Annotated in this window: 17 protein-coding genes; 11 read left to right on the top strand and 6 right to left on the bottom strand. The window is 38.1% G+C overall.

Features of this window, described 5'->3' with window-relative positions; translation table 11 throughout:
- The first annotated feature begins 260 nt into the window (after nucleotides 1-260).
- The 7 genes from F6K18_RS23245 (at nucleotide 261) to F6K18_RS23275 (ending at nucleotide 6,828) form a co-directional block, all read left to right on the top strand.
- Entirely contained in the window at nucleotides 261-3,815 is a 3,555-nt protein-coding gene (locus F6K18_RS23245; protein ID WP_375341342.1) for a tetratricopeptide repeat protein, read from the top strand.
- A gap of 515 nt (nucleotides 3,816-4,330) precedes the next feature.
- The gene (locus F6K18_RS23250) at nucleotides 4,331-4,555 is read left to right on the top strand and encodes a hypothetical protein (protein WP_287524547.1); all 225 of its coding nucleotides are present in this window, start codon (nucleotides 4,331-4,333) and stop codon (nucleotides 4,553-4,555) included.
- Entirely contained in the window at nucleotides 4,552-4,815 is a 264-nt protein-coding gene (locus tag F6K18_RS23255; protein ID WP_287524549.1) for a hypothetical protein, read from the top strand. Before F6K18_RS23250 ends, F6K18_RS23255 begins: the two co-directional genes overlap by 4 nt.
- 95 nt (nucleotides 4,816-4,910) lie before the next feature.
- A complete protein-coding gene (locus tag F6K18_RS23260; RefSeq protein WP_287524552.1) occupies nucleotides 4,911-5,144 on the top strand; it encodes a hypothetical protein in 234 nt (77 codons plus the stop codon).
- Nucleotides 5,144-5,275 (top strand): hypothetical protein, encoded by a 132-nt coding sequence (locus F6K18_RS23265; protein WP_287524554.1) that lies wholly within the window; start codon nucleotides 5,144-5,146, stop codon nucleotides 5,273-5,275. The genes F6K18_RS23260 and F6K18_RS23265 overlap by 1 nt, the downstream gene beginning before the upstream one ends.
- Before the next feature lie 111 nt (nucleotides 5,276-5,386).
- Nucleotides 5,387-5,680, top strand: a complete 294-nt coding sequence (locus tag F6K18_RS23270; RefSeq protein WP_287524558.1) for a type II toxin-antitoxin system death-on-curing family toxin — start codon at nucleotides 5,387-5,389, stop codon at nucleotides 5,678-5,680.
- Between the two features lie 71 nt (nucleotides 5,681-5,751).
- Nucleotides 5,752-6,828 (top strand): caspase family protein, encoded by a 1,077-nt coding sequence (locus F6K18_RS23275; RefSeq protein WP_287524561.1) that lies wholly within the window; start codon nucleotides 5,752-5,754, stop codon nucleotides 6,826-6,828.
- Between the two features lie 732 nt (nucleotides 6,829-7,560).
- On the opposite strand, the gene acs is transcribed toward F6K18_RS23275, so the two are convergent.
- Complete coding sequence (acs, locus tag F6K18_RS23280; protein WP_287524563.1) at nucleotides 7,561-9,528, bottom strand: acetate--CoA ligase; 1,968 nt, start codon at nucleotides 9,526-9,528, stop codon at nucleotides 7,561-7,563.
- A 682-nt stretch (nucleotides 9,529-10,210) separates the two neighbouring features.
- On the opposite strand from acs, the gene F6K18_RS23285 reads away from it, so the two are divergent.
- The 3 genes from F6K18_RS23285 to F6K18_RS23295 all read left to right on the top strand — a co-directional run bounded on the left by F6K18_RS23285 (nucleotide 10,211) and on the right by F6K18_RS23295 (nucleotide 12,495).
- The gene (locus tag F6K18_RS23285; RefSeq protein WP_287524565.1) at nucleotides 10,211-10,906 is read left to right on the top strand and encodes a hypothetical protein; all 696 of its coding nucleotides are present in this window, start codon (nucleotides 10,211-10,213) and stop codon (nucleotides 10,904-10,906) included.
- A gap of 70 nt (nucleotides 10,907-10,976) precedes the next feature.
- Complete coding sequence (locus tag F6K18_RS23290; protein ID WP_287524567.1) at nucleotides 10,977-11,186, top strand: hypothetical protein; 210 nt, start codon at nucleotides 10,977-10,979, stop codon at nucleotides 11,184-11,186.
- A gap of 748 nt (nucleotides 11,187-11,934) precedes the next feature.
- Nucleotides 11,935-12,495, top strand: coding sequence for a peroxiredoxin (locus F6K18_RS23295; RefSeq protein WP_287524568.1), 561 nt, complete (start codon nucleotides 11,935-11,937; stop codon nucleotides 12,493-12,495).
- A gap of 582 nt (nucleotides 12,496-13,077) precedes the next feature.
- Here F6K18_RS23295 and F6K18_RS23300 read toward each other — a convergent pair.
- The gene (locus F6K18_RS23300) at nucleotides 13,078-13,935 is read right to left on the bottom strand and encodes an alpha/beta hydrolase (RefSeq protein WP_287524570.1); all 858 of its coding nucleotides are present in this window, start codon (nucleotides 13,933-13,935) and stop codon (nucleotides 13,078-13,080) included.
- Between the two features lie 1,368 nt (nucleotides 13,936-15,303).
- Here F6K18_RS23300 and F6K18_RS23305 point away from each other — a divergent pair.
- Nucleotides 15,304-16,782, top strand: coding sequence for an ATP-dependent DNA helicase RecQ (locus tag F6K18_RS23305; protein WP_287524572.1), 1,479 nt, complete (start codon nucleotides 15,304-15,306; stop codon nucleotides 16,780-16,782).
- Between the two features lie 251 nt (nucleotides 16,783-17,033).
- On the opposite strand, the gene F6K18_RS23310 is transcribed toward F6K18_RS23305, so the two are convergent.
- From F6K18_RS23310 to F6K18_RS23325, 4 genes are all read right to left on the bottom strand, one after another.
- Nucleotides 17,034-17,171 (bottom strand): hypothetical protein, encoded by a 138-nt coding sequence (locus F6K18_RS23310; RefSeq protein ID WP_287524575.1) that lies wholly within the window; start codon nucleotides 17,169-17,171, stop codon nucleotides 17,034-17,036.
- A gap of 38 nt (nucleotides 17,172-17,209) precedes the next feature.
- Nucleotides 17,210-17,905 carry a YdcF family protein gene (locus tag F6K18_RS23315; protein WP_287524577.1) on the bottom strand — a complete coding sequence of 232 codons (696 nt, stop codon included), beginning with the start codon at nucleotides 17,903-17,905 and terminating at the stop codon, nucleotides 17,210-17,212.
- 263 nt (nucleotides 17,906-18,168) lie between these two features.
- Nucleotides 18,169-18,891: a Uma2 family endonuclease gene (locus F6K18_RS23320; RefSeq protein WP_287524579.1), complete on the bottom strand. Its 723-nt coding sequence runs from the start codon at nucleotides 18,889-18,891 to the stop codon at nucleotides 18,169-18,171.
- 487 nt (nucleotides 18,892-19,378) lie between these two features.
- On the bottom strand, nucleotides 19,379-20,185 hold the full coding sequence (locus F6K18_RS23325) for a hypothetical protein (protein WP_287524582.1): 807 nt from the start codon (nucleotides 20,183-20,185) through the stop codon (nucleotides 19,379-19,381).
- Between the last annotated feature and the right edge of the window lie 394 nt (nucleotides 20,186-20,579).

Consider the following 20,579-nt stretch of genomic DNA (forward strand, 5'->3'; position numbering starts at 1 on the left):
AGGTGATTTGAAAGATTGCCACGGGGGGTTTAACGTTGAGCAGACAAAAATAATTGCTTTTCCCGTCCCCCTCGCAATGACGTAATTAAGTAACTGATAACTGAAATAACCTGCATATCTTCCTTAAAACTAGAAATATAATAGTATTGAAAATTTCTAGTTGTGAGGCAAGGGTTAAGTTTATGGTTTCTCCCAAGAGGTGGTTGTCTATTCTCAGTGTTAATAGTCTGATGTTATTTAATGTCAGTTTGCCTGTATTAATGTTGCCCAATATTGTCAATGGGGGAGAAGTTATAGCTCAGACAGACCCCAATGCAGAGGCAGAAAAATTATTGAGGCAGGGATATGAACTACTTAAACAAGGAACAGCAGAATCTAAAAAACAGGCAATAGAAATATCGGAAAAAGCACTGCAACTTTATCGGGAAGCTGGTAACAAAACCTGGGAAGCTTTGACGCTTCTAGGTATTGGCCGTGTCTACAGTGATTTAGGAGAAAAACAAAAGGCACTCGATTACTTCAATCAATCCCTGACTCTATGGCGAGAAGTGAGAGATCAAACAGGGGAAGCTAGGACTCTCACTGATATTGGCCGTGTCTACAATGATTTAGGAGAAAAACAAACAGCACTCAACTACTACAATCAATCCCTACCACTATTGCAACAAGTAAGAGATCAAACAAGGGAAGCTGCCACTCTCCATAATATTGGCCGTGTCTACCATGATTTAGGAGAAAAACAAACAGCACTCAACTACTACAATCAATCCCTACCACTATCACGACAAGTGGGAAATAAATTTGGTGTTGCTACAACTCTCTATAATATTGGCCGTGTCTACAATGATTTAGGAGAAAAACAAAAGGCACTCGATTACTTCAATCAATCCCTACCACTATGGCAAGAAGTGAGATATCAAACAGGGGAAGCTAGGACTCTCACTGATATTGGCGGTATCTACGATGATTTAGGAGAAAAACAAACAGCACTCAATTACTACAATCAATCCCTACCACTATCACGACAAGTGGGAAATAAATTTGGTGTTGCTACAACTCTCTATAATATTGGCGCTGTCTACAATGATTTAGGAGAAAAACAAAAGGCACTCGATTACTTCAATCAATCCCTACCACTATCACGACAAGTGGGAGATCAAACAGGGGAAGCTAGGACTCTTACTGATATTGGCCGTGTCTACAATGATTTAGGAGAAAAAAAAACAGCACTCAATTACTACAATCAATCCCTACCACTATGGCGAGAAGTAAGAGATCAAACAAGAGAAGCTGCCACTCTCCATAATATTGGCCGTGTCTACAATGATTTAGGAGAAAAACAAACAGCACTCAATTACTACAATCAATCCCTACCACTATCACGACAAGTGGGAAATAAATCTGGTGTTGCTATAACTCTCTATAATATTGGCGCTGTCTACAATGATTTAGGAGAAAAACAAAAGGCACTTGATTACTACAATCAATCCCTACCACTATCACGACAAGTGGGAGATCAAACAAGAGAAGCTGGCGTTCTCAATAATATTGGCGGTATCTACGATAATTTAGGAGAAAAACAAAAGGCACTTGATTACTGCAATCAATCCCTGACTCTATCGCGACAAGTGGGGGATAAATCTGGTGTTGCTACAAGTCTCAATAATATTGGCGGTATCTACGATAATTTAGGAGAAAAACAAAAGGCACTTAATTACTACAATCAATCCCTACCACTATGGCAAGAAGTAGGGGATAAATCAGCGGAAGCTGCCACTCTCAATAATATTGGCCTTGTCTACGATAATTTAGGAGAAAAACAAACAGCACTCAATTACCTCAATCAATCCCTGACTCTATCACGACAAGTGGGAAATAAATCTGGTGTTGGTACAAGTCTCAATAATATTGGCGGTATCTACGATAATTTAGGAGAAAAACAAAAGGCACTTAATTACTACAATCAATCCCTACCACTATTACAACAAGTGGGGGATAAATCAGCGGAAGCTGCCACTCTCAATAATATTGGCCGTGTCTACAATGATTTAGGAGAAAAACAAAAGGCACTTGATTACTACAATCAATCCCTGACTCTATCGCAACAATTGGGAAATAAAGCAGGGGAGGCTACCACTCTCTATAATTTCGCACTCCTAAAGCGCAGTCAAGGCAACCTCACCGCAGCATTAACAGACATGGAATTATCCATCAACATCATCGAACAACTCCGGAGCAAAATCATCGCAACTGACCTCCGCACATCCTACTTTGCCACAGTTCAAAATTACTATCAATTCTACATCAACCTCCTAATGCAACTCCACAAACAAAACCCCAACGAAGGTTATGACAGCAAAGCATTAAGCGCCAGCGAACGCAGTCATGCTAGAAGTCTACTAGACATCCTAGCAGAATCAGGAGCTGACATCAAAACTGGAGTAGACCCCAAACTTCTCACCCAAGAAAAACAACTACTACAAAAACTCAACACCTTAGATCAAGCGCGACAACTCAATACCCCTGGATACAACCCCGACGAACTCAAACAACAAATTGAAACCCTAACCAACCAACTCCAACAATTAGAAGTAAAAATCAAACAAAACAGTCCTCGTTACGCCAACCTCAAATATCCAGAACCCCTCACTGCCTCAGAAATTCAACAACAAGTTATCGACCAAGACACTATACTTTTACAATATTCTCTGGGAGAAGACCGTAGTTATTTATGGTTAGTAACTCCCACAGAAATTAGCAGTTATGAATTACTTCCAAGAACGGAAATAGAAGAATTAGCTAAACAATTTAGAGAAGAAATAACCTCTCTTTCCCCAGTACCAGAAACAGGAAATAAATTAAGTGAAATATTATTGTCGCCTGTAGCAAATAAATTAGAAAATAAACGACTATTAATAGTAGGAGATGGAATATTACAGACCATTCCCTTTGCAGCATTACCACTACCACAAAATCTCAATCAAACCAACTATCAACCCCTAATTGTCAACCATGAAATAGTCACCTTACCTTCAGCTTCAAGTATTTCTATTCTCAGAGAACAAGTTAAAGGCAGAACCCCTGCACCGAAAAAAGTAGCCGTTTTTGCCGACCCAGTATTTGCAGATAATGACCCCCGATTTCAAACAACTTCTCAAACAAAAAAAGAAACCGAAACTAAGGATTTAATTGCAATGGCATTAACCCGTTCTCTAGAAGATTTTCTTGGTTTATCATTCTCTCGCTTAGAAGGAACCCGTCAAGAAGCAGAAGCAATATTAGCATTAGTACCTGATAATTTAGAACAACTATCTTTAGACTTCGATGCCAATCGAGAAAGCGCAATAAATCCCGATTTATCCCAATATCAAATAGTACATTTAGCTACCCACGGATTATTAAATGAAACTCAACCAGAATTATCAGGATTAGTGCTTTCTTTGTATGATAAAACTGGCAAAGGAAAACCAGGATTTTTACAATTAAACGATATATTTAATTTAGAAATGCCAGCGGAATTAGTGGTATTAAGTGCTTGTGAAACGGGAGTTGGGGAAGAAATTAGAGGGGAAGGATTAGTCAGTTTAACCAGAGGATTTATGTATGCGGGAGCTAAAAGAGTAGTAGTAAGTTTATGGAGTGTGGCAGATAATTCGACTGCTGAATTAATGGAAAATTATTATCAGAAAATATTAGAAACAGGAAAAAATCCTGTGGAGTCAATGAGAGAAACTCAATTAGAAATGTTGAATTCATCAAATTGGAAAGCACCCTATTATTGGGCAGCATTTGTTGTGCAGGGTGAGTGGAAATGAATTCAAAATTCAAAATTCAAAATTCAAAAGTAAGAATAAATAGGGTTTGCTGAAAAAGTTTGTTAGTGAAGGAAGGGAACAGGGAACAGGGAACAGGGAACAGTTTAAACTATCTGCTACGGTCAAATTTTGGGCATTGTCAGGGTCAAAACTTTACCATTTTGAGACAACAATAGCCAAAAACTAGGTACTTTTTCATAACTGAAAAAGGCTCAAACCAATATCAGTCAATACTTTGATATTTAATCAGCAAACCCTAAATAAAGTTAAAAGTTAAAAGTTAAAATTAATCTCTGACTGAGTTTGAACATTTATCAATGTAGGTTGGGTTGAGGTCGGAAACCCAACAAATTGCTTGAATAAAAAACAACACCTAACAAAGATAGGTATCTGTTGGGTTGCACGATAGAACATCCGTTCTGCTCCGCTATCGCTTAACTCAACCTACTAGACCGACTGTATATTTTCCTTGAAATTGAAACTATAATAGTATTGATTATATCAAGATTATGATAATGATAAAGCGTAGAAAATTTTGTCGTTATATTGCTCTGAGTTCAGCTTGTTTTGCTGGTGCTTTAGAGCAAAAATTAGTTCTTTCTACTACTTCCAAAATTTCCCCAACTAAATCATTTCATAACTGGGTAGTTCTGTCAAACAATCAGAACTCTCAATTTTTCGCTATTTTAGCGAACAGTGTTGTGATGCTCTTGTATTTTTTGGTTATCTCTCTAGTTTGAGCAAGAAAGGATATCTAGAGTTTACTGAGTTTGCTAATTTTCTGCGTCAAAGGGTGATTACTTTCCATAAAATAGGGGGAGAACTTTATGGTGTAAGTCCTCGTGACAATAAAAACTTAGAGGGATTATGTGGTTTGAGTTTATATCTTCCAGAAACTCAAAAGGATACTTCTCGCTATAGTTCACTTGCTTTGTATCAAAAAGTTGATCTAGTCAACTTATACAGAAGGATACAGGACTTACGCAAAGGCACTACATAAGGGGTATTGCTCAGTTACGAAGTGCGCTAACACACCCTACCAATAGCGTTCATGCGTAAGTCCTAAGATAGTTAACATTTAAAGGGTTGAAGTTAATGAAAGCAATAGAAATTAACGGAAAAATTGACGATAAGGGAAATCTAATTTTAGAACATCCTCTAGAAATAAATACTCCTACAAATGTACGAATTATTATTCTTGTACCAGAAGATTCTGAAACTCAAGAAATACAAGCTAATCAAACTAACAAAGCTAATTTTGAAAAAGCTATGGCTATTTATAAAAAAGGAAGTGAAAAATATAAAAATGCGTTGCGAGAATTAGCATAATGAAAGAACCTATTTGGATAGATGAAATTATTGCTAAAGCTATTCATGCAGACCAAATTATTCAACATGGAGGAAGTCCAGGAATTAGAGATGAAAATTTATATCATGTCCGGTTAAACAGTGATAAATAAATAACTGCGGAGTCCTCAGGAGTCAGGAGTCAGGAGTCAGGAGAAAAGAGGGAAGGAAGAAGAACAACAGGAGAAGAAGGAGAAAGTTTTTTTATAACTAATTATCCGGACATGATATTACTTGCTGCCAGTTTAGCTAGACCTCGACATTTGTTTACTTATGGTCAACCAAACTTATTTGAACTTGCAGCAGCTTATGGTTATAGTCTAGCGAAAAATCATCCATTTATTGATGGGAATAAAAGAACAGCTTTTATGGTTATGTATACTTTTTTAGGGCTAAATAATTATTTGTTAGAAGTTCCCGAACCAGAAGTTGTAAAAATGATGGAAAAACTAGCAAGTGGAGAAGAAAATCAAGAATCTCTAGGGAAGTGGTTAGCAGCAAATTCTATAGAGATTTAAACATTGAAATAATATTTAGTTTAAATTAGTTTAAAATTTTAGCAAAACCGAGAAATAAGGAATAATTCAAAATGCCTCTCATCTCTCGTCGTCATTTTTTCCAATTTGCCAGTTCAATACTTGCCACTCTTGGTATAAGTCAATTGAAATTTATATCCCAAGCCGAAAATTATGGCAAAGTATTAGCTCAAAGTACTCCACGCAAACTTGCTTTATTAGTAGGAATTAATAAATATAAAAAAGCCCCTTTAAGAGGTTGTGTATATGATACAGAAATGCAACGTCATCTATTAATTCACCGCTTTGGTTTTAATCCAAAAGAGATCTATATTGTTACTGATGAAAAAGCAACTCGCCAAGGTATTTTAGAAGCATTTGAAGAACACCTAATTAAACAAGCAAAACCAGGAGATGTAGCAGTTTTTCATTATTCCGGCCATGGTTCCCACGTCAAAGATCCTAATCCTATTGTCAAAACTTCTTTGATGGATGGTAGTGGTTTAAGTGGTACATTAGTTCCAGTAGATAGTTCTCTGCCTCAAGGATATCCTAATGTTGGTGGTACTGTTAATGATATTATGGGGCATACTTTATTTTTACTTACTTCAGCTTTAAAGACAGATAATTTTACCGGAATTCTTGATAGTTGTTTTTCGGGAATGACGACTAGAGATTTTACTGTTCGTTCTCGTGCAGGAGGGGAAAAAATAGAAATTGTCTCCCAAGAAAAGGCTTATCAAGAAAAATGGTTATCTCGGCTCGATATGTCTGAAGATGAATTTGTGAAAGGTTATCAAAGTGGTGTAGCAAAAGGAGTAGTTTTTGCTTCTGCTAAACCTTTTCAAACTGCTAAAGATGTGAAAATTCTTGATTTTCATGCTGGAATTTTTAGTTATTTATTCACACAATATTTATGGCAAGAAACAGCTACACCAAAAGAGGCGATCGCTTATATTAATCGACAAATTCCAGTTAGGTTAAAACAAAATCCACTTTATGAAGTTAAGAAAGATACTAAATTAGACAGTAAAGCTATATATTTGACTGAATATTCTAGTCCTGTTGCTAATGCAGTAGTTACAGAAATTAAGGGCGATCTAGCTCAAATTTGGTTAGGAGGATTAGATATAAAAAAATTGCTGAATTAACAACAGGTGCTGTATTTAATGTTGTAAATTCAAAAGAAAAATCCGCTGCTAAATTAATTTTTGAATCTCGTGATGGTTTATTGGGAACTGCAACAGTTAAAGGTATTGTTAAGCCTGGTTCTCTATTACAAATTTAAAAGGAGTCAGGACTCAGGAGTCAGGAGGCAAGAAAGAAGAAGAAAGAGAAAGTTTTTTTGATCACTAATAGACATCTCCAATAATAAAAAATCAAATCAATTATCGCACATAAATTATCAATTATCATTTTCTTTGTGGGTTTAATACCCCACCGTCTACACGGTGTTCAAAATTACTTGGGGGAGCGAATCCCCATGTAATTTTCCTCCTGTCTCCTGTCTCCTGTCTCCTGTCTCCTTCTTCAATTCCCCCTACCCTCTACTCCCTCTTTACTCCCTCTTTTCTGGAGATATCTAATTATCCACACATGATATAACTTCTGACTGTCTTGAGTGTGTCTTATAGCAATGAGCGCTGGTATATTTACAAATTGCAGGATGGGCAAAATAGCTAAAAGTCTTATATTATTCCTTCGGAATGCTGCGCAAACGGCAATTTATTCCCCCTTCCGGAGCTGTTGCCTGTTGCCTGTTGCCTGCGCACAACGCTATAAATTCTGGAGGCGATGTGTGCGGAAACATTTCCGCACCAGAAAAGCGCCGCAGGAGACCTCAGAATTACACACTCACTTCTAACTTCTGACTTCTGACTTCCCTACGCTCCACCCCGTAACTTATCCAATACACTCTTGTCCTGTAACGTTGAAGTATCCCCAGCAATTTCCTGACCTGCCGCCAGAGACCGTAACAACCTTCGCATAATCTTACCAGAACGAGTTTTAGGCAAATCCTCAGTAAAGCGAATCTCACCAGGACGAGCGATCGCTCCAATCTCCTGGACAACGTGCTGCTTCAATTCCTTCTCCAAAATCTCACTTGCTTCGCGATCGCCTTCTAAAGTCACAAAAGCCACAATATCCTCACCCTTAACCTCATCAGGTTTACCAACAACTGCAGCTTCCGCCACAGCAGAGTGAGACACCAATGCCGACTCTACCTCCATAGTACCCAGACGATGACCTGCCACATTAATCACATCATCAACACGACCCATCACCCAAAAATAACCATCCTCGTCTTTGCGAGCACCATCACCAGCAAAATAAAGATACTCACCATTCTTCGGACTCAGATACTCCCAATAAGTACGACGGAAGCGATCGTCATCACCATACACAGTTCTCATCATTGAAGGCCAAGGATGCTTAATCACTAAATAACCGCCACTGCTACCATCCACTGGATCTCCTTCCTGGTTGACAATATCAGCAATAATGCCAGGGAAAGGGAAAGTTGCCGAACCTGGTTTAGTCGGAGTTGCACCGGGTAGAGGAGTCAGCATAAATCCACCTGTTTCAGTTTGCCACCAAGTATCAACTATTGGACACTTACTGTCACCAATGACACGATGGTACCACATCCAAGCTTCTGGGTTAATCGGTTCTCCTACTGTTCCCAACAAACGTAGAGAAGTTAGATTTCTGGAGTTGGGATGTTCTTCTCCCATTTTCATTAATGCCCGGATAGCAGTAGGAGCAGTGTAGAAGATGGTAACACCATATTTTTCTACTACATCCCAGAGACAACCAGGATTAGACGCTCTAGGTGCGCCTTCATACATGAGGCTAGTGGCACCGTTGGAAAGGGGGCCATAGACAATATAACTGTGACCTGTAATCCAACCTACATCCGCAGTACACCAATATACATCCGTGTCTTGGAGGTCAAATGCCCATTTATTGGTAACGTGGGTATAAAGATTATAACCGCCTGTAGTGTGTACGACTCCTTTGGGTTTACCTGTTGTGCCACTTGTGTACAGAATAAATAGCATATCTTCACTATCCATCGGTTCCGCTGGACATTCACCAGAAGCACCTTTTTGGAGTTCATGCCACCAATGGTCCCGTCCTGCTTCCATGTGAATTTCTTGGCCAGTGCGTTTGACAACTAGGACATTTTCCACGGTAGGGGCACCTGCTGTTAGTGCTTTGTCTACTTGGTCTTTAAGAGGAACAATGGCATCTTTGCGCCAACCTCCATCAGCAGTGACGACTAATTTAGCCTCAGCATCGACGAGGCGGTTTTTTAAGGCATCAGCACTGAATCCACCAAACACAACAGTGTGGGGAGCGCCTATTCTTGCACAGGCCAACATAGCGATTGCTGCTTCAGGAATCATCGGCATATAAATACCCACGCGATCGCCTTTTTTCACTCCCAATTGTTTAAATACATTTGCCATCTGGCAAACTTCCCGATGGAGTTGGGCGTAGGTTAGGGTGCGAGAGTCTCCGGGTTCTCCTTCCCATATTAGGGCTGCTTTGTTTCGTCGCCAGGTGTTAAGATGACGGTCAAGGCAGTTATAGGAAATGTTAATTTTGCCATTAACAAACCATTTAGCAAAAGGTGGTTGCCAGTCGAGAACTTTGTCCCATTTTTGGAACCAGTCTAATTCTGTTTCGGCTAGTTCTGCCCAAAATCCTTCTGGGTCATTTCTAGCTTTTTCGTAGAGTTGTTTGTATTCCTCTATGCTTTTAATATGGGCTGCTTGGGCAAATTGTTCCGGTGGTTGGAAAAGACGTTTTTCTTCTAGGATTGATTCGATAGTTGATTCTGACATTTGTTTTTTGTATTTTATAGTTACTTCTAATAATTATTGTGAACCTAGAATGAACATCAGAATCTTTATTTTTTTTAAGCTAGCTTTAAGATTTGTAGGGGGTAATACCCATCTGTCTTGTGTTCAAGAATTAATACCATTTAGAAAGAAATTAGTCAATAGATGAAAGTATTTTAATCTCAATATTTGTAGAAATATTTTGAGTAGTTTTGAAGAAGGCAGCTATGCTGAAGGCAGCTATGCTGAAGGCAGAAGGCAGCTATGCTGAAGGGAAAATTGCATGGGGATAGTCAACGACCTGCCGCTCCGCGTCTACTAACCCCAAACAATTTTGAGCACCCCCGTTGACGGTGGGGTATTAAACCCATAAGGGAAATGATAATACAGGAGCCATAAGTCAGAAGAGAAATTAGGATGGGAGTGAGAATCTCAACCTATTTCTGTCAACTGGTAGAAGATGGGGTATTTAACCCAACATCAGCAAGGGCCTGATCAAGAAAATTCAAAAAACATTCTGATTAATTCTGGCTCCTGACTCCTGAGGACTGACTCCTTAGCCCGAAGGGGCGATAATATCCTAATAGTTAACCCTTTATACTGTTAATCAAGCGCTACAATATTTATAGTGATATAAAAAAACTTTTTTACAGATTCTAAGATGGGTCTTAATGTAGGAGGATGATTGCAAGCAAGAGAAATCGAGCCTAAGCTAAAACAACTTAGCAATCTTGCCTGGTCAACTGAACCTGCGTTAGCCCAGAGGTTAGATGAAGTAACACGCTGGATTAAGGATATTAGGCCAGGGTTGCTAATGCAAAAAGGAGTCTTAGTAGGATTTTTGTTAGAATTAATCAAGGATGGAGAATTTTGGTTGAAATTGCAATCCTTAACAAATGAAGAAAGGCAACTATTTTTAAAACATCTTCCATCACCAGTAAGGTACTGGTATGAAAATCTTTTTCCAAAATGGTTTAATGAAAATGATCATAAATTTTATATATGGAAACAAAAGTTAAGATCGGGGGAATTTAATCAAGAAGATGCTGAAATACTAAAATCTGTCTCTCGTCAGATTAAAAGTCGTGACGGGTGTGTTGTTCATCGTTATATAGCAGACTTGTCTATGGCAACAGATGTAATTGTGAGTAGTAGCACAGGTAAGCCTCTCTGTGTTCAACTTACTACTATGTCCGGAGAATTATGTAATCATAAGTATAAGGAATGGAAAGATACACTACAGCAATGGAAAATTAGAAGGGGTATTTTTGTTAGTTATAATCCCGGACAGGACCGCTCAGTTATTCAATTAGTAAATCTTGTTCTGCATAACAGCAGACATTTAACTGAGGCTAAATATATTAAATTTTGTTTTAGATAGGAATTGAGGAAATTCCTATTACATTTCAACTTGCACATCAGACTACACATTTTAATACTAGGCAGGATACATGGTAACAATTAGCGAAACTCTGTCAAATAAAGAACGTTTAGAAAAAGTTTGGCACGCTCTCCAAGCGGCTCAACAATTACAAGAAGACCGACTAACTTGGGGAATAAATCATGTCGATTTATACGTGGAAAATATTGATGGAGATTGGCTGGAAAAATGGGGTGAAGATGAAGAGGAATTAAGTGAAAAGTTACCAATCAATTCATAAGTTTCCAACAAGTCAAAGGTTAAAAGACAAAAGTCAAAAATAATTGGAGAAACAGTGACAATGACTGAACTAAAAGTTTAGGATGGTATGAGCGATCGCCTTGATATTTTGCGATGGAGATGAAGAGCGATCGCTAGGAAAACTCAAGAGATACTTGGCTAAAAAGCAGAAGTTATATTATGTCCGCTTGAACAGTTATAAATAAACGACGGAGGAGTCAGGACTCAGGACTCAGAAGTCAGGACTCAGAAGTCAGGACTCAGGAGGAAATAAAAAAGAAGAAAGAGGAGGAGGAGGAGAAGGAGAAAGTTTTTTTATCACCCTCTTATCCGAACATGATATTAAAATTATCCAACACTCTCAGTTTTAGGCTTTTTATATGTTCTATAGCAGAAGGAAGAAAGAAAAATTGGCGTTGCTTAAATGTAATGATAATTAGACATCTACTCCACCCATAGGCATTAGGGAGTAGGCAGCTTTGCTGTAGGGGTAAAGAATTGATAATTTCTTTGGGATATAGATATTGATTTTTGATTCTTGGAGATGTCTATTAGCTAAAGGTAAAATTGAAAAACTGATGTTTTGCACCCAAAGTTAATCTCAAAATCATTACCACTCAGCAACGCCGAAAAATTTGCTGTCGTTTGATTTTTAAGCTGTTAGTATGTCCTAACCATTCCTTAGACCATTCTAACAGCTATAGCTACTGCTGTATGTAAAAAATGTCACGCCTAAAATGGAGATTTTTATGAGCAATTTTACAGAATTACCTGCAAATCTTCCTATCCCAGTAGATGATGGAACTTGTAATCACCTACAAGGTTTGTTTTTGCCATCACTTACTTTACCTTCAACCCATAACAGATATGTAGATTTATCTAAAATTTCAGGTTACGTCGTTATTTACTGTTATCCCATGACTGGTCAACCAGGTATTCTACTACCCGAACAATGGGACAAAATTCCTGGAGCAAGAGGATGTACCCCTCAATCATGCGCTTTTCGAGACCACCACCAAGAAATAACAGAGTTCAAAGTGCAAGTATTTGGCCTCAGCACACAAAAAATTGAATATCAGAAAGAAGCAGCGAAGCGACTTCATTTACCTTTTGAACTTCTGAGTGATAGTGATTTAAACTTTTCCCAAGCGTTAAAATTGCCAATATTTGAAATAGAAGGAAAGCAACTACTCAAAAGAGTTACATTAATTGCACAAGCAGGAAAAATTCTCAAAGTTTTCTATCCAGTATTCCCGCCTGATAGAAATCCTGATGATGTAATTGATTGGTTACGAAATAATCTCGTGTAATAGTTAGTCAATAATCAGCTTAACAGACATAGCAATTACATATTTTAAAAGCTCATTATTTATGCCCAAAACGAATTTAATATTTAAAAAAGATAGGATATTTGATTATAGATTTTCACCCTAGTTATATTATTTTTGGATAATGAGTTATATCATGTTCCCCCTCCGGGGGAGCTACGCTAACGGTTGAATACTTATAAATAACTTAGTGAGGAGTCAGGAGTCAGTCCTCAGAAGTCAGGAGGGAAGAAAAAAGGAAGGTAGAAAAGTAAAAACAATTTCAGTATTTCTTCGGTACTGTCAGTTCTTAAATTTTATTTATAACTGACAGGTCCGAAGATGGTATTATAGCACTACGCATTAAGATGAGGACAGCTAAGAAACTTCAAAACATTACAGTTAAAAGTTTTGACTCTAGCTGATAGCTGTTTGTGTAGCATTCCGTAGGAAATGCTTATAGCTATATAATAAAATTTCTCTCTGTAGTTTTGTTCTATCCCTTTAAATACTTGTCTTAGGGCTAAAGCCAAACTACAAACATAATATTAGACACTATGCTACCTCAATTTACTGCTGATTTTTTCAGATTTCAAAAAACTCTAAAAAATGCCCAATTGTCTGATTAAATTTTTCTGGATCTACCAAAAATGCCCAATGATTTCCCGGAACTTTTTCCATTTTCAAATTCCTTAGATATTTCCGATAAGGCTGAATTTGAAACTCACTTCTATTTACACCTTTTTCCGGTTGAACAAATAAGGTTGGCACATCAATATATTCTGTTAAACCAGCAACTTGCATCACCTCTTCAAATATTTCATCCCGTGCCGGTACAACAAATTTACTTCCCCACTTACCATCAGCTTTTTCCTCCATACTTTCCTGAAAAACCATCTGTTGAAATTCGCTCCAACCTGCATATTTTCCTAACTTCTTTGCCTGAGCTTCTGCCTCAGCAAAACTATCAAATGGACCCATGCCTTTGAGAGTTTCTAAAGTCCGATAAAGAATAGGAAAAGTAACTTTAATTAATCCTGGCATTTTGCCAATAAAAATCGGGTCTATCAAAATCATACTTTTAAATATTTCTGAATTTTGTCTTGCCCAAATACAAGCTAATTTTCCTGTCCAAGAATGACCTAAAATATGAACATCAGACCAGTTTAAATGCTCCATGAGCGCTTCTAAATCAGTAATTGTTTTCTCAAAAGTATACCCACTTTCTGGTTTTCCACTTTCTCCATGACCGCGCATATCTGGCGCAACAATATGATATTTATCCGCTAAATACTCTCCTAAACTTGACCAAACTAAAGCCACATCTGCCAAACCATGTAATAGCAAAAGTGGCTGTTTTTTCTCTTGACTTTCCTCTGACTGCCACTCCAAGTAAGAAAGTTGAATATCAGGTAAATTTAAAGTTTTGCGAGTATAAACCATAATTAAAAGTGTTTCTCAAGTTACTGTAGCTAGCTTTGGCTTTTTATTTTATCTTCCGAAGCAATCTCAATCTTACTTAGTAATTACACTTTAAACAAAGGGAGTAGAGTCAACCATCACCTACAACATAATTTTTCATTTTATGAAGCACCAGAAAGCCGAATCAAAAAAAGAGCTTGCATATTCAAACAAACCTTGATAGTGTAGTGTTAGTGGTAGTTGTTCGCCCCTGCACATGACGTTTTATTCAACACAGTCTAAAGCCATTTTGTAGTAGACTCACACATCTAAAATGGTGCAATAAGTGTAGTAGACTGACACAGCTAAAACTGTGCATTAGCTTTTTCGTATAATTTCTGTGATGGCAAGGTTTGACCGATTTTTTCTAATGCACCATTTAAGGTGTGTCAGTGCAGTAGGTTGGGTTGAGGGACTATCTTCGCAGCTTATCGGTTAGGATAAACCCAACAGCAATCTTTCTCCCCCACTCCCCTACTCCCTAATGAACCATTTAAGGTGTGTTAGTCCAGTAGGGTGCGTTAATGAAATGTAACGCACCGCCTATCCCAACAAGTAGGAGAGAAGTAAACATAACAATAGCCATTTTGTTTGGTGTTAATCAATGTAACGCACCACCATCCCAAGAAATATTTCGGTGTGTTAGCAAAGCGTAACGCACCCTACTGGATTGACTTTCAGACCTAGTGGCGATCGCTGTCTAACATACCTACTCAAATCTATATTGTTGGGTTTATCCTAACCGATAAGCTCCGCTAACACTATCGTTCTACCCAACCTACATTTAAACCTACATTTATAGGTGTGCCACTCCACTACAACATATTTTCATTTTATGAAGCACCAGAAAGCCGAATCAAAAAAAGAGCTTGCATCCTCAAATCAAACTTGATAGTATACTGTTGGTGGGTGGGCTTCGCCCCTACGCATGATGTTTTATTCAACATAAATTGACAGCTAGGCGATCGCCAATCTCCAGAAAAACCACCCCAGGGTTAACGAAGTCAGAACTCAGAAGTCAGTAGGGGGGGGGAACGGCCGTTCCCCCCTACAGAAGTTATTTTTGTAACGGGGATTTGAGCTTCGCTCCAAAAATATTTCGCCGATCAAGGCGGGGTTGCGCGACCCATATTATTTTAATCAAAAATTATCATTTTATGAAGCACCAAGAAAGTCGGCGGGGAGTCAAAAATGAGCTTGCATCCCCAAACAAATTTTGATAGTATAATGCTATTGGGTGGAGCTCGCCCCTACGCATGATGTTTTATTCAACATAAAAACCCTAGAATAAAGAAATTAATATTTATTAACTCTACAACTTCAAACATCAGAAAAAAACAATATTAAACCATGAATAGTTCCGAACAAACCTCTTGGAATAACATCAGCGAAGCCTTCCGCCAAATCTGGGGATATGATAATTTTCGACCACAACAAGGAGAAATAATTAGTTGCTTATTAGAAGGAAAAGACGCCTTAATAATCATGCCAACTGGAGGGGGAAAATCAATCTGTTTTCAACTACCAGCTCTACTAAAAACAGGCTTAACTTTAGTAATATCCCCCTTAGTTGCCCTGATGGAAAATCAAGTGCAAGAATTGCGCGATCGCTCACTTCCCGCCTCCCTTCTCCATAGTCAAATTCCCAACTCCCAAAAACAAAAAACCCTCCAAGCATTACAACAAAATAAACTAAGATTACTTTATCTTTCCCCAGAAACATTATTTAATAAAAAAGTTTGGAACTTACTCTGCCAACCCCAGATAAAAATCAACGGTTTAATATTAGATGAAGCTCATTGTCTAGTACAGTGGGGAGAAACTTTTCGTCCTGCTTATCGTCGTTTAGGAGCAGTACGTTCAGCACTAATTAAATCTAAAGCTCCAAGTACTAAAATTGCTATTGCCGCCTTTACCGCTACTGCCGACCCCCAAGCCCAAAATATCATTAAAACAACTTTACAACTGCAAAACCCACAACCATTTTTACTTAGTCCCTACCGAAATAATTTATATTTAAAAATTCAAAAAATTTGTACTCCCAGAAGTCGCCGTCAAGAGTTATTTAAGTTTATCAAAACTAGAGAAAAACAAGCAGGTTTAATTTACGTTAGAACTAGAAAAGACAGTGAAAAATTAGCAGAAATATTACGACAAAAAGGTTATCAAACTACAGCTTATCACGCAGGTTTAAGTGCTGAAGAAAGAAGAAATATTGAGGAAGCTTGGATAGGTGGAGAAATAAACTTTGTGGTCTGTACTTCTGCCTTTGGCATGGGAATAAATAAACCAGATGTACGGTGGGTAATACATTTTCAAGCACCATCACTTTTGTCTGAATATATTCAAGAAGTCGGTAGAGGAGGTAGAGATGGGAAACCTGCCGAAGCTTTAACATTAGTCAGCGAACCTACTGGTTGGTTAGACCCAGAGGATAAACAAAGACAAAAATTTCTAGTAGAAAAGTTGCGATCGCAATATCAAACAGCCCAAAAATTAATCAAACAACTGCCAACTACGGGAAATATTAATGCTGTAACAGATGAATTTCCTGATGCAGCGATCGCCCTATCTATCTTGCACTCTTCCGGAAAACTGAGATGGCGCGATCCCTTTAACTATATTATGAATAAATCTGCTACTGGCAAAACAGCATCCTTAGATTACAATTCCGGTATTCAGGAAATGAATCAATATTTCACCACTAGCAAATGTCGATGGCAGTTTTTACTACAAGCATTTGGCTTTTCTAAAGAAGCTCAGAATATGCGTTGCGGTCACTGCGATAACTGTATTCGGAGAGGAAGAGGAAAAATATTCAACAATTGATAATTAGGGTTTGCTGAAAAAGTCTTTTAGTAGGAGACAGGAGACAGGAGACAGGAGAAATGGCTTGGGAGCGAGGAGGTAGGAGCTAAGTTTTGTCCCAAGATTGTTCTCCCCAACTCTTGCACAAAATGCTAGTTTTTTCAGCTTTACTGACCGAAAAGCTGGCACTTTTTTTCAACCTAATAAGGCTGAAACCTTAAATCTTAATTATTCAGGACTTACGCAAAGGCACTATGTATAGATTCAATTAACTATTGGACAATAGTTTCGACTGCTATATATAGCGTATCTGCGTAAGTCCTATTATTATTAGGTAAAGCACAAGATTTTTCCTTCTTCTTCCTTCTTCTTCCCTCCTGACTCCTGAATCCTGACTCCTGACTCCTCAATCGTTATTTATAAGTATTCAAACGAACATGATGTAAAGCTATTTCCGACAAATTGACTCAGACTTCAATTTTGCTTGATGCTCGCAGCGAAAACCATCCTTGCACCATTGCGTCATATTTACCTGTGTAAGTTTGAGCACATCAGCGCATTTTGGTTCTATTATCTTACTTCCCACAGCCCAAAATAAACTACGAATTACATCTAAACTAGTCTTGAGATGAGATTCTCTATTACCAGGCACCCCTATTTCCTTAACAATATCAGTTTCTACCCATATTCCATTAGCACCCAGAATAATCTGTGCTAACCATTTAGCTCTGGGTAAATGAGTAGGAGATGTTACCAGTTTAATATGCTCCACTCCCCATTTCTTGAGAATTGGCAAAGTAAAATAGAAATTACCAAAAGTAGATTTAGCACAATGTTCTAACCAAACCTTCTCTACAGGAGCATTTTCCCGTTGAAATAATCCCACAAGACAAGGATCTTTAGATCCAGCAGAAATTAATATTGGGGTCTGAGGATATTGTTTAGCCACTTGAGCAATATAAATTTCCCGTTTAATACTCCCACCTAAAACTAAATAAGTATCTACAGGAGATTTTGCTGCTGACTGGAGTGAAATAGTATTTCCCACCAACCACACTAATAGACTAGAAAGTATAGAAAAAAGCAAAAACAGCAATATTTTCCTGATTTTCTGATTGCCACGAATGTTTGGATTTCCTGTCATAGAAATTATAGCGGGTTATTTGAGCTTACCTCTAATCTGCCCACTGCTCCTCCTGTTTCCTATTTTTTATATAACCCTTATGGCATCTTTGCATGCGGTATGTGCTTTTGGCATAGAAGTCAGGAAATTCAGAAATAGAATAGGGAAAAAAGGTAGAAAAATGCTCCCTATTCCCCTATTCTCCCACTTCCCCCACTTCCCCATTCCCTCACTTCCGTCCCATAACGCTATAACTATTGATGAATCAGATATAATTTCCTATATCAGAGCGAATCTGGATCGACACCCAAATCGCGTAATTTAGCAGCTAATTTTTCGGCCCGTTGCTTTTCCTGTTCGGCTTGTTCGCTACTCCACAACAACAAATTTTCGGACTTATCCCACCATCTAAGCCAGCTAATATTTTGCCCTAGTCTTTCCCCTGGCCAAATTCCCAAGAACAAGTCTAATTCCGGTATCCAAAAATGTCCATTCTCATTAGCTGACTCGAAGCAATACTTTCCATCCTGCAAACTGCGCACCTCTAAACTCCCTTCGTAGGGGTCATAAGTTACATAGGTTGGTACTTTGAGGATATGTTCATAAAAGTAAAGTTTGCCGTATGGTGGAGTCGAACGCACTGATAGTTCCCCACATTCTCTTTCTGAGAGGAACTCCATCACTACAGCTACAGGAGCGCCTTCATGATGGGGAGTGTAACTACGGCGAATTACCCCCTCTGGCACTGGTTGTACTTGGGGGACATAAAACCAATCGGGAGCCTTGACAACTATTTTTTTGTTGACAGTGGCTACTAATCCGAAATTTGAACCAATGAGCATTTGAGGTTGAATGAGCAATGCAGCTCCCAAAGCATCAGTCAGAGCAGCAGCAAGGATAGGTTGTTGAACATTTTCCACTGGGTCGTCTGGTAAGGTAAAGTCTGCTGGTAGTGCTTTCCAAGTTATGGTTGGTTCTGGTTTAGTGGGTTTTATTTGTAGAACCATTTTTAGTGTCTATCTTATGGCTAAGGGTGGACTGTATTTATAGGCGTTGGTGAAAAGAGGTATGATATCTGTCCGGATAAGAGCGCGATAGAACGACCTTCCGCTTGCCTGACCAAAAAACTTTCTCCTTATACTCGGGATTTCTTCTTCTTTCTTCCCTCCTGACTCCTGAGTTCTGACTCGGTCCTCCTAAGTAATTAAGATTAGTATCATACCCGCGCTTCACCAACGCCTATTTATAATTATTATAGAACCCCTTAGATATCGAGAATTGATGATGTACAAAACTATAACGTCTTAGTTTTTGTACGGTTAAAACCCAAGGTAATTATCAATTATCCACGATCAATTATCAATTAATGAACTCTTACCTCCTGTCTCCTGTCTCCTGTCTCCTGTCTCCTAGAATGATCAATTATTTCCCCCTACTCTCTACTCCCTACTTCCTACTCTCTCTTGATCCAGAGATGTCTATTAATCACCACAATCAATCAGAAGTTTCTGGCAAAACAAAACGCATTTCTCCATTTTGATCGATTTCTACTTTCCCTCCAAGCTTGAGAATTTCTTGTTGAGCGCGATCGCGTACTCTTTGGTCTCTTGTTTGACCGTATACCCACAACCAAGCATTAAACTTGATTAATTTACTATCGGGGTCTCGCTTCAGAAATTCTGCTGTTTGTCTAAACAGAGATGTTAAGCTTTGATATGATGTATTTTCAGCCCATTCAGCTGCCATTTCGTGAGAATCAATTGCTCCAGGAATATCACCTACTAACAGTAATTGATCTATACCTTTCCATCTCCATACTTGCCAAGCTTTAGGATCTATTTCTGGAGAAAGTACATCGGTACCGCGAGTCATATATTCTACCGCGACTTCTGGTTTACCTTCATATATAGATAAAGAGTTAGACACAAATAGATATGTATCAACCCATCTTGGATCTAAGCGGGTGATGATATCAAAGTAATCTTCACTAAGAGAATAACCTGTTTGATTTCTGGCAGTGTCGTCCCCGAAATATTGCAGAAATTGGAGAAACACCCAGTCTGCAATCAAATTATCAAATCCAAAAGTTGGAGATGCTTTTAATAATTGTAGCTTTAGAGCTTCTTTTTCTTCAGCTTCTACTGCATCTGCTTGGTCTAAAACGATTTCTTTTTTTAAGGGAGAATTTTCTGATGGCCAGAATACTTGTAAAATGATGATACTTCCTAAAGCTGTTATAAAAACTGCTAGATTTACGAATGAACCTAGGCAATTTGAGGTTTTGGCTTTTGTTTCCATCATGTCTTAAATTTTTTTTGATCTAAAGAAAACTAACGATCTAGAGAGCCTAAATTACAGCAGTTTTCGACTTAGTTGATTACAAGTCCATTCTGACTTTCGGCAATAGATAATATCAAATCCGGTTAAACAGTTATAGATTAGTTAAGTTGTAAGGATTCAGGAATCAGGAGTCAGGAGGAGAGAGAATCACAAAGATTTATTAGTTCTGACGATTCGAGATTTTTTTTTATGTCCAATCAAAGGGATTTGATATAATAGGAAGAAAAAAGCAGGAAAATTAATCATCTTTTTTCCCTATTCCTTCTTTACTTCAAGTTAAACTGTACCTCTTCATCCTAAAAATTACTTTCAACAATTAATAATTAATAATTACCTCTCCTTTAAAACAGATAGG

Origin of the sequence: Okeania sp. SIO2C2 (assembly GCF_010692625.1) — a bacterium.
Classification (GTDB): Bacteria; Cyanobacteriota; Cyanobacteriia; order Cyanobacteriales; family Microcoleaceae; genus Okeania; species Okeania hirsuta.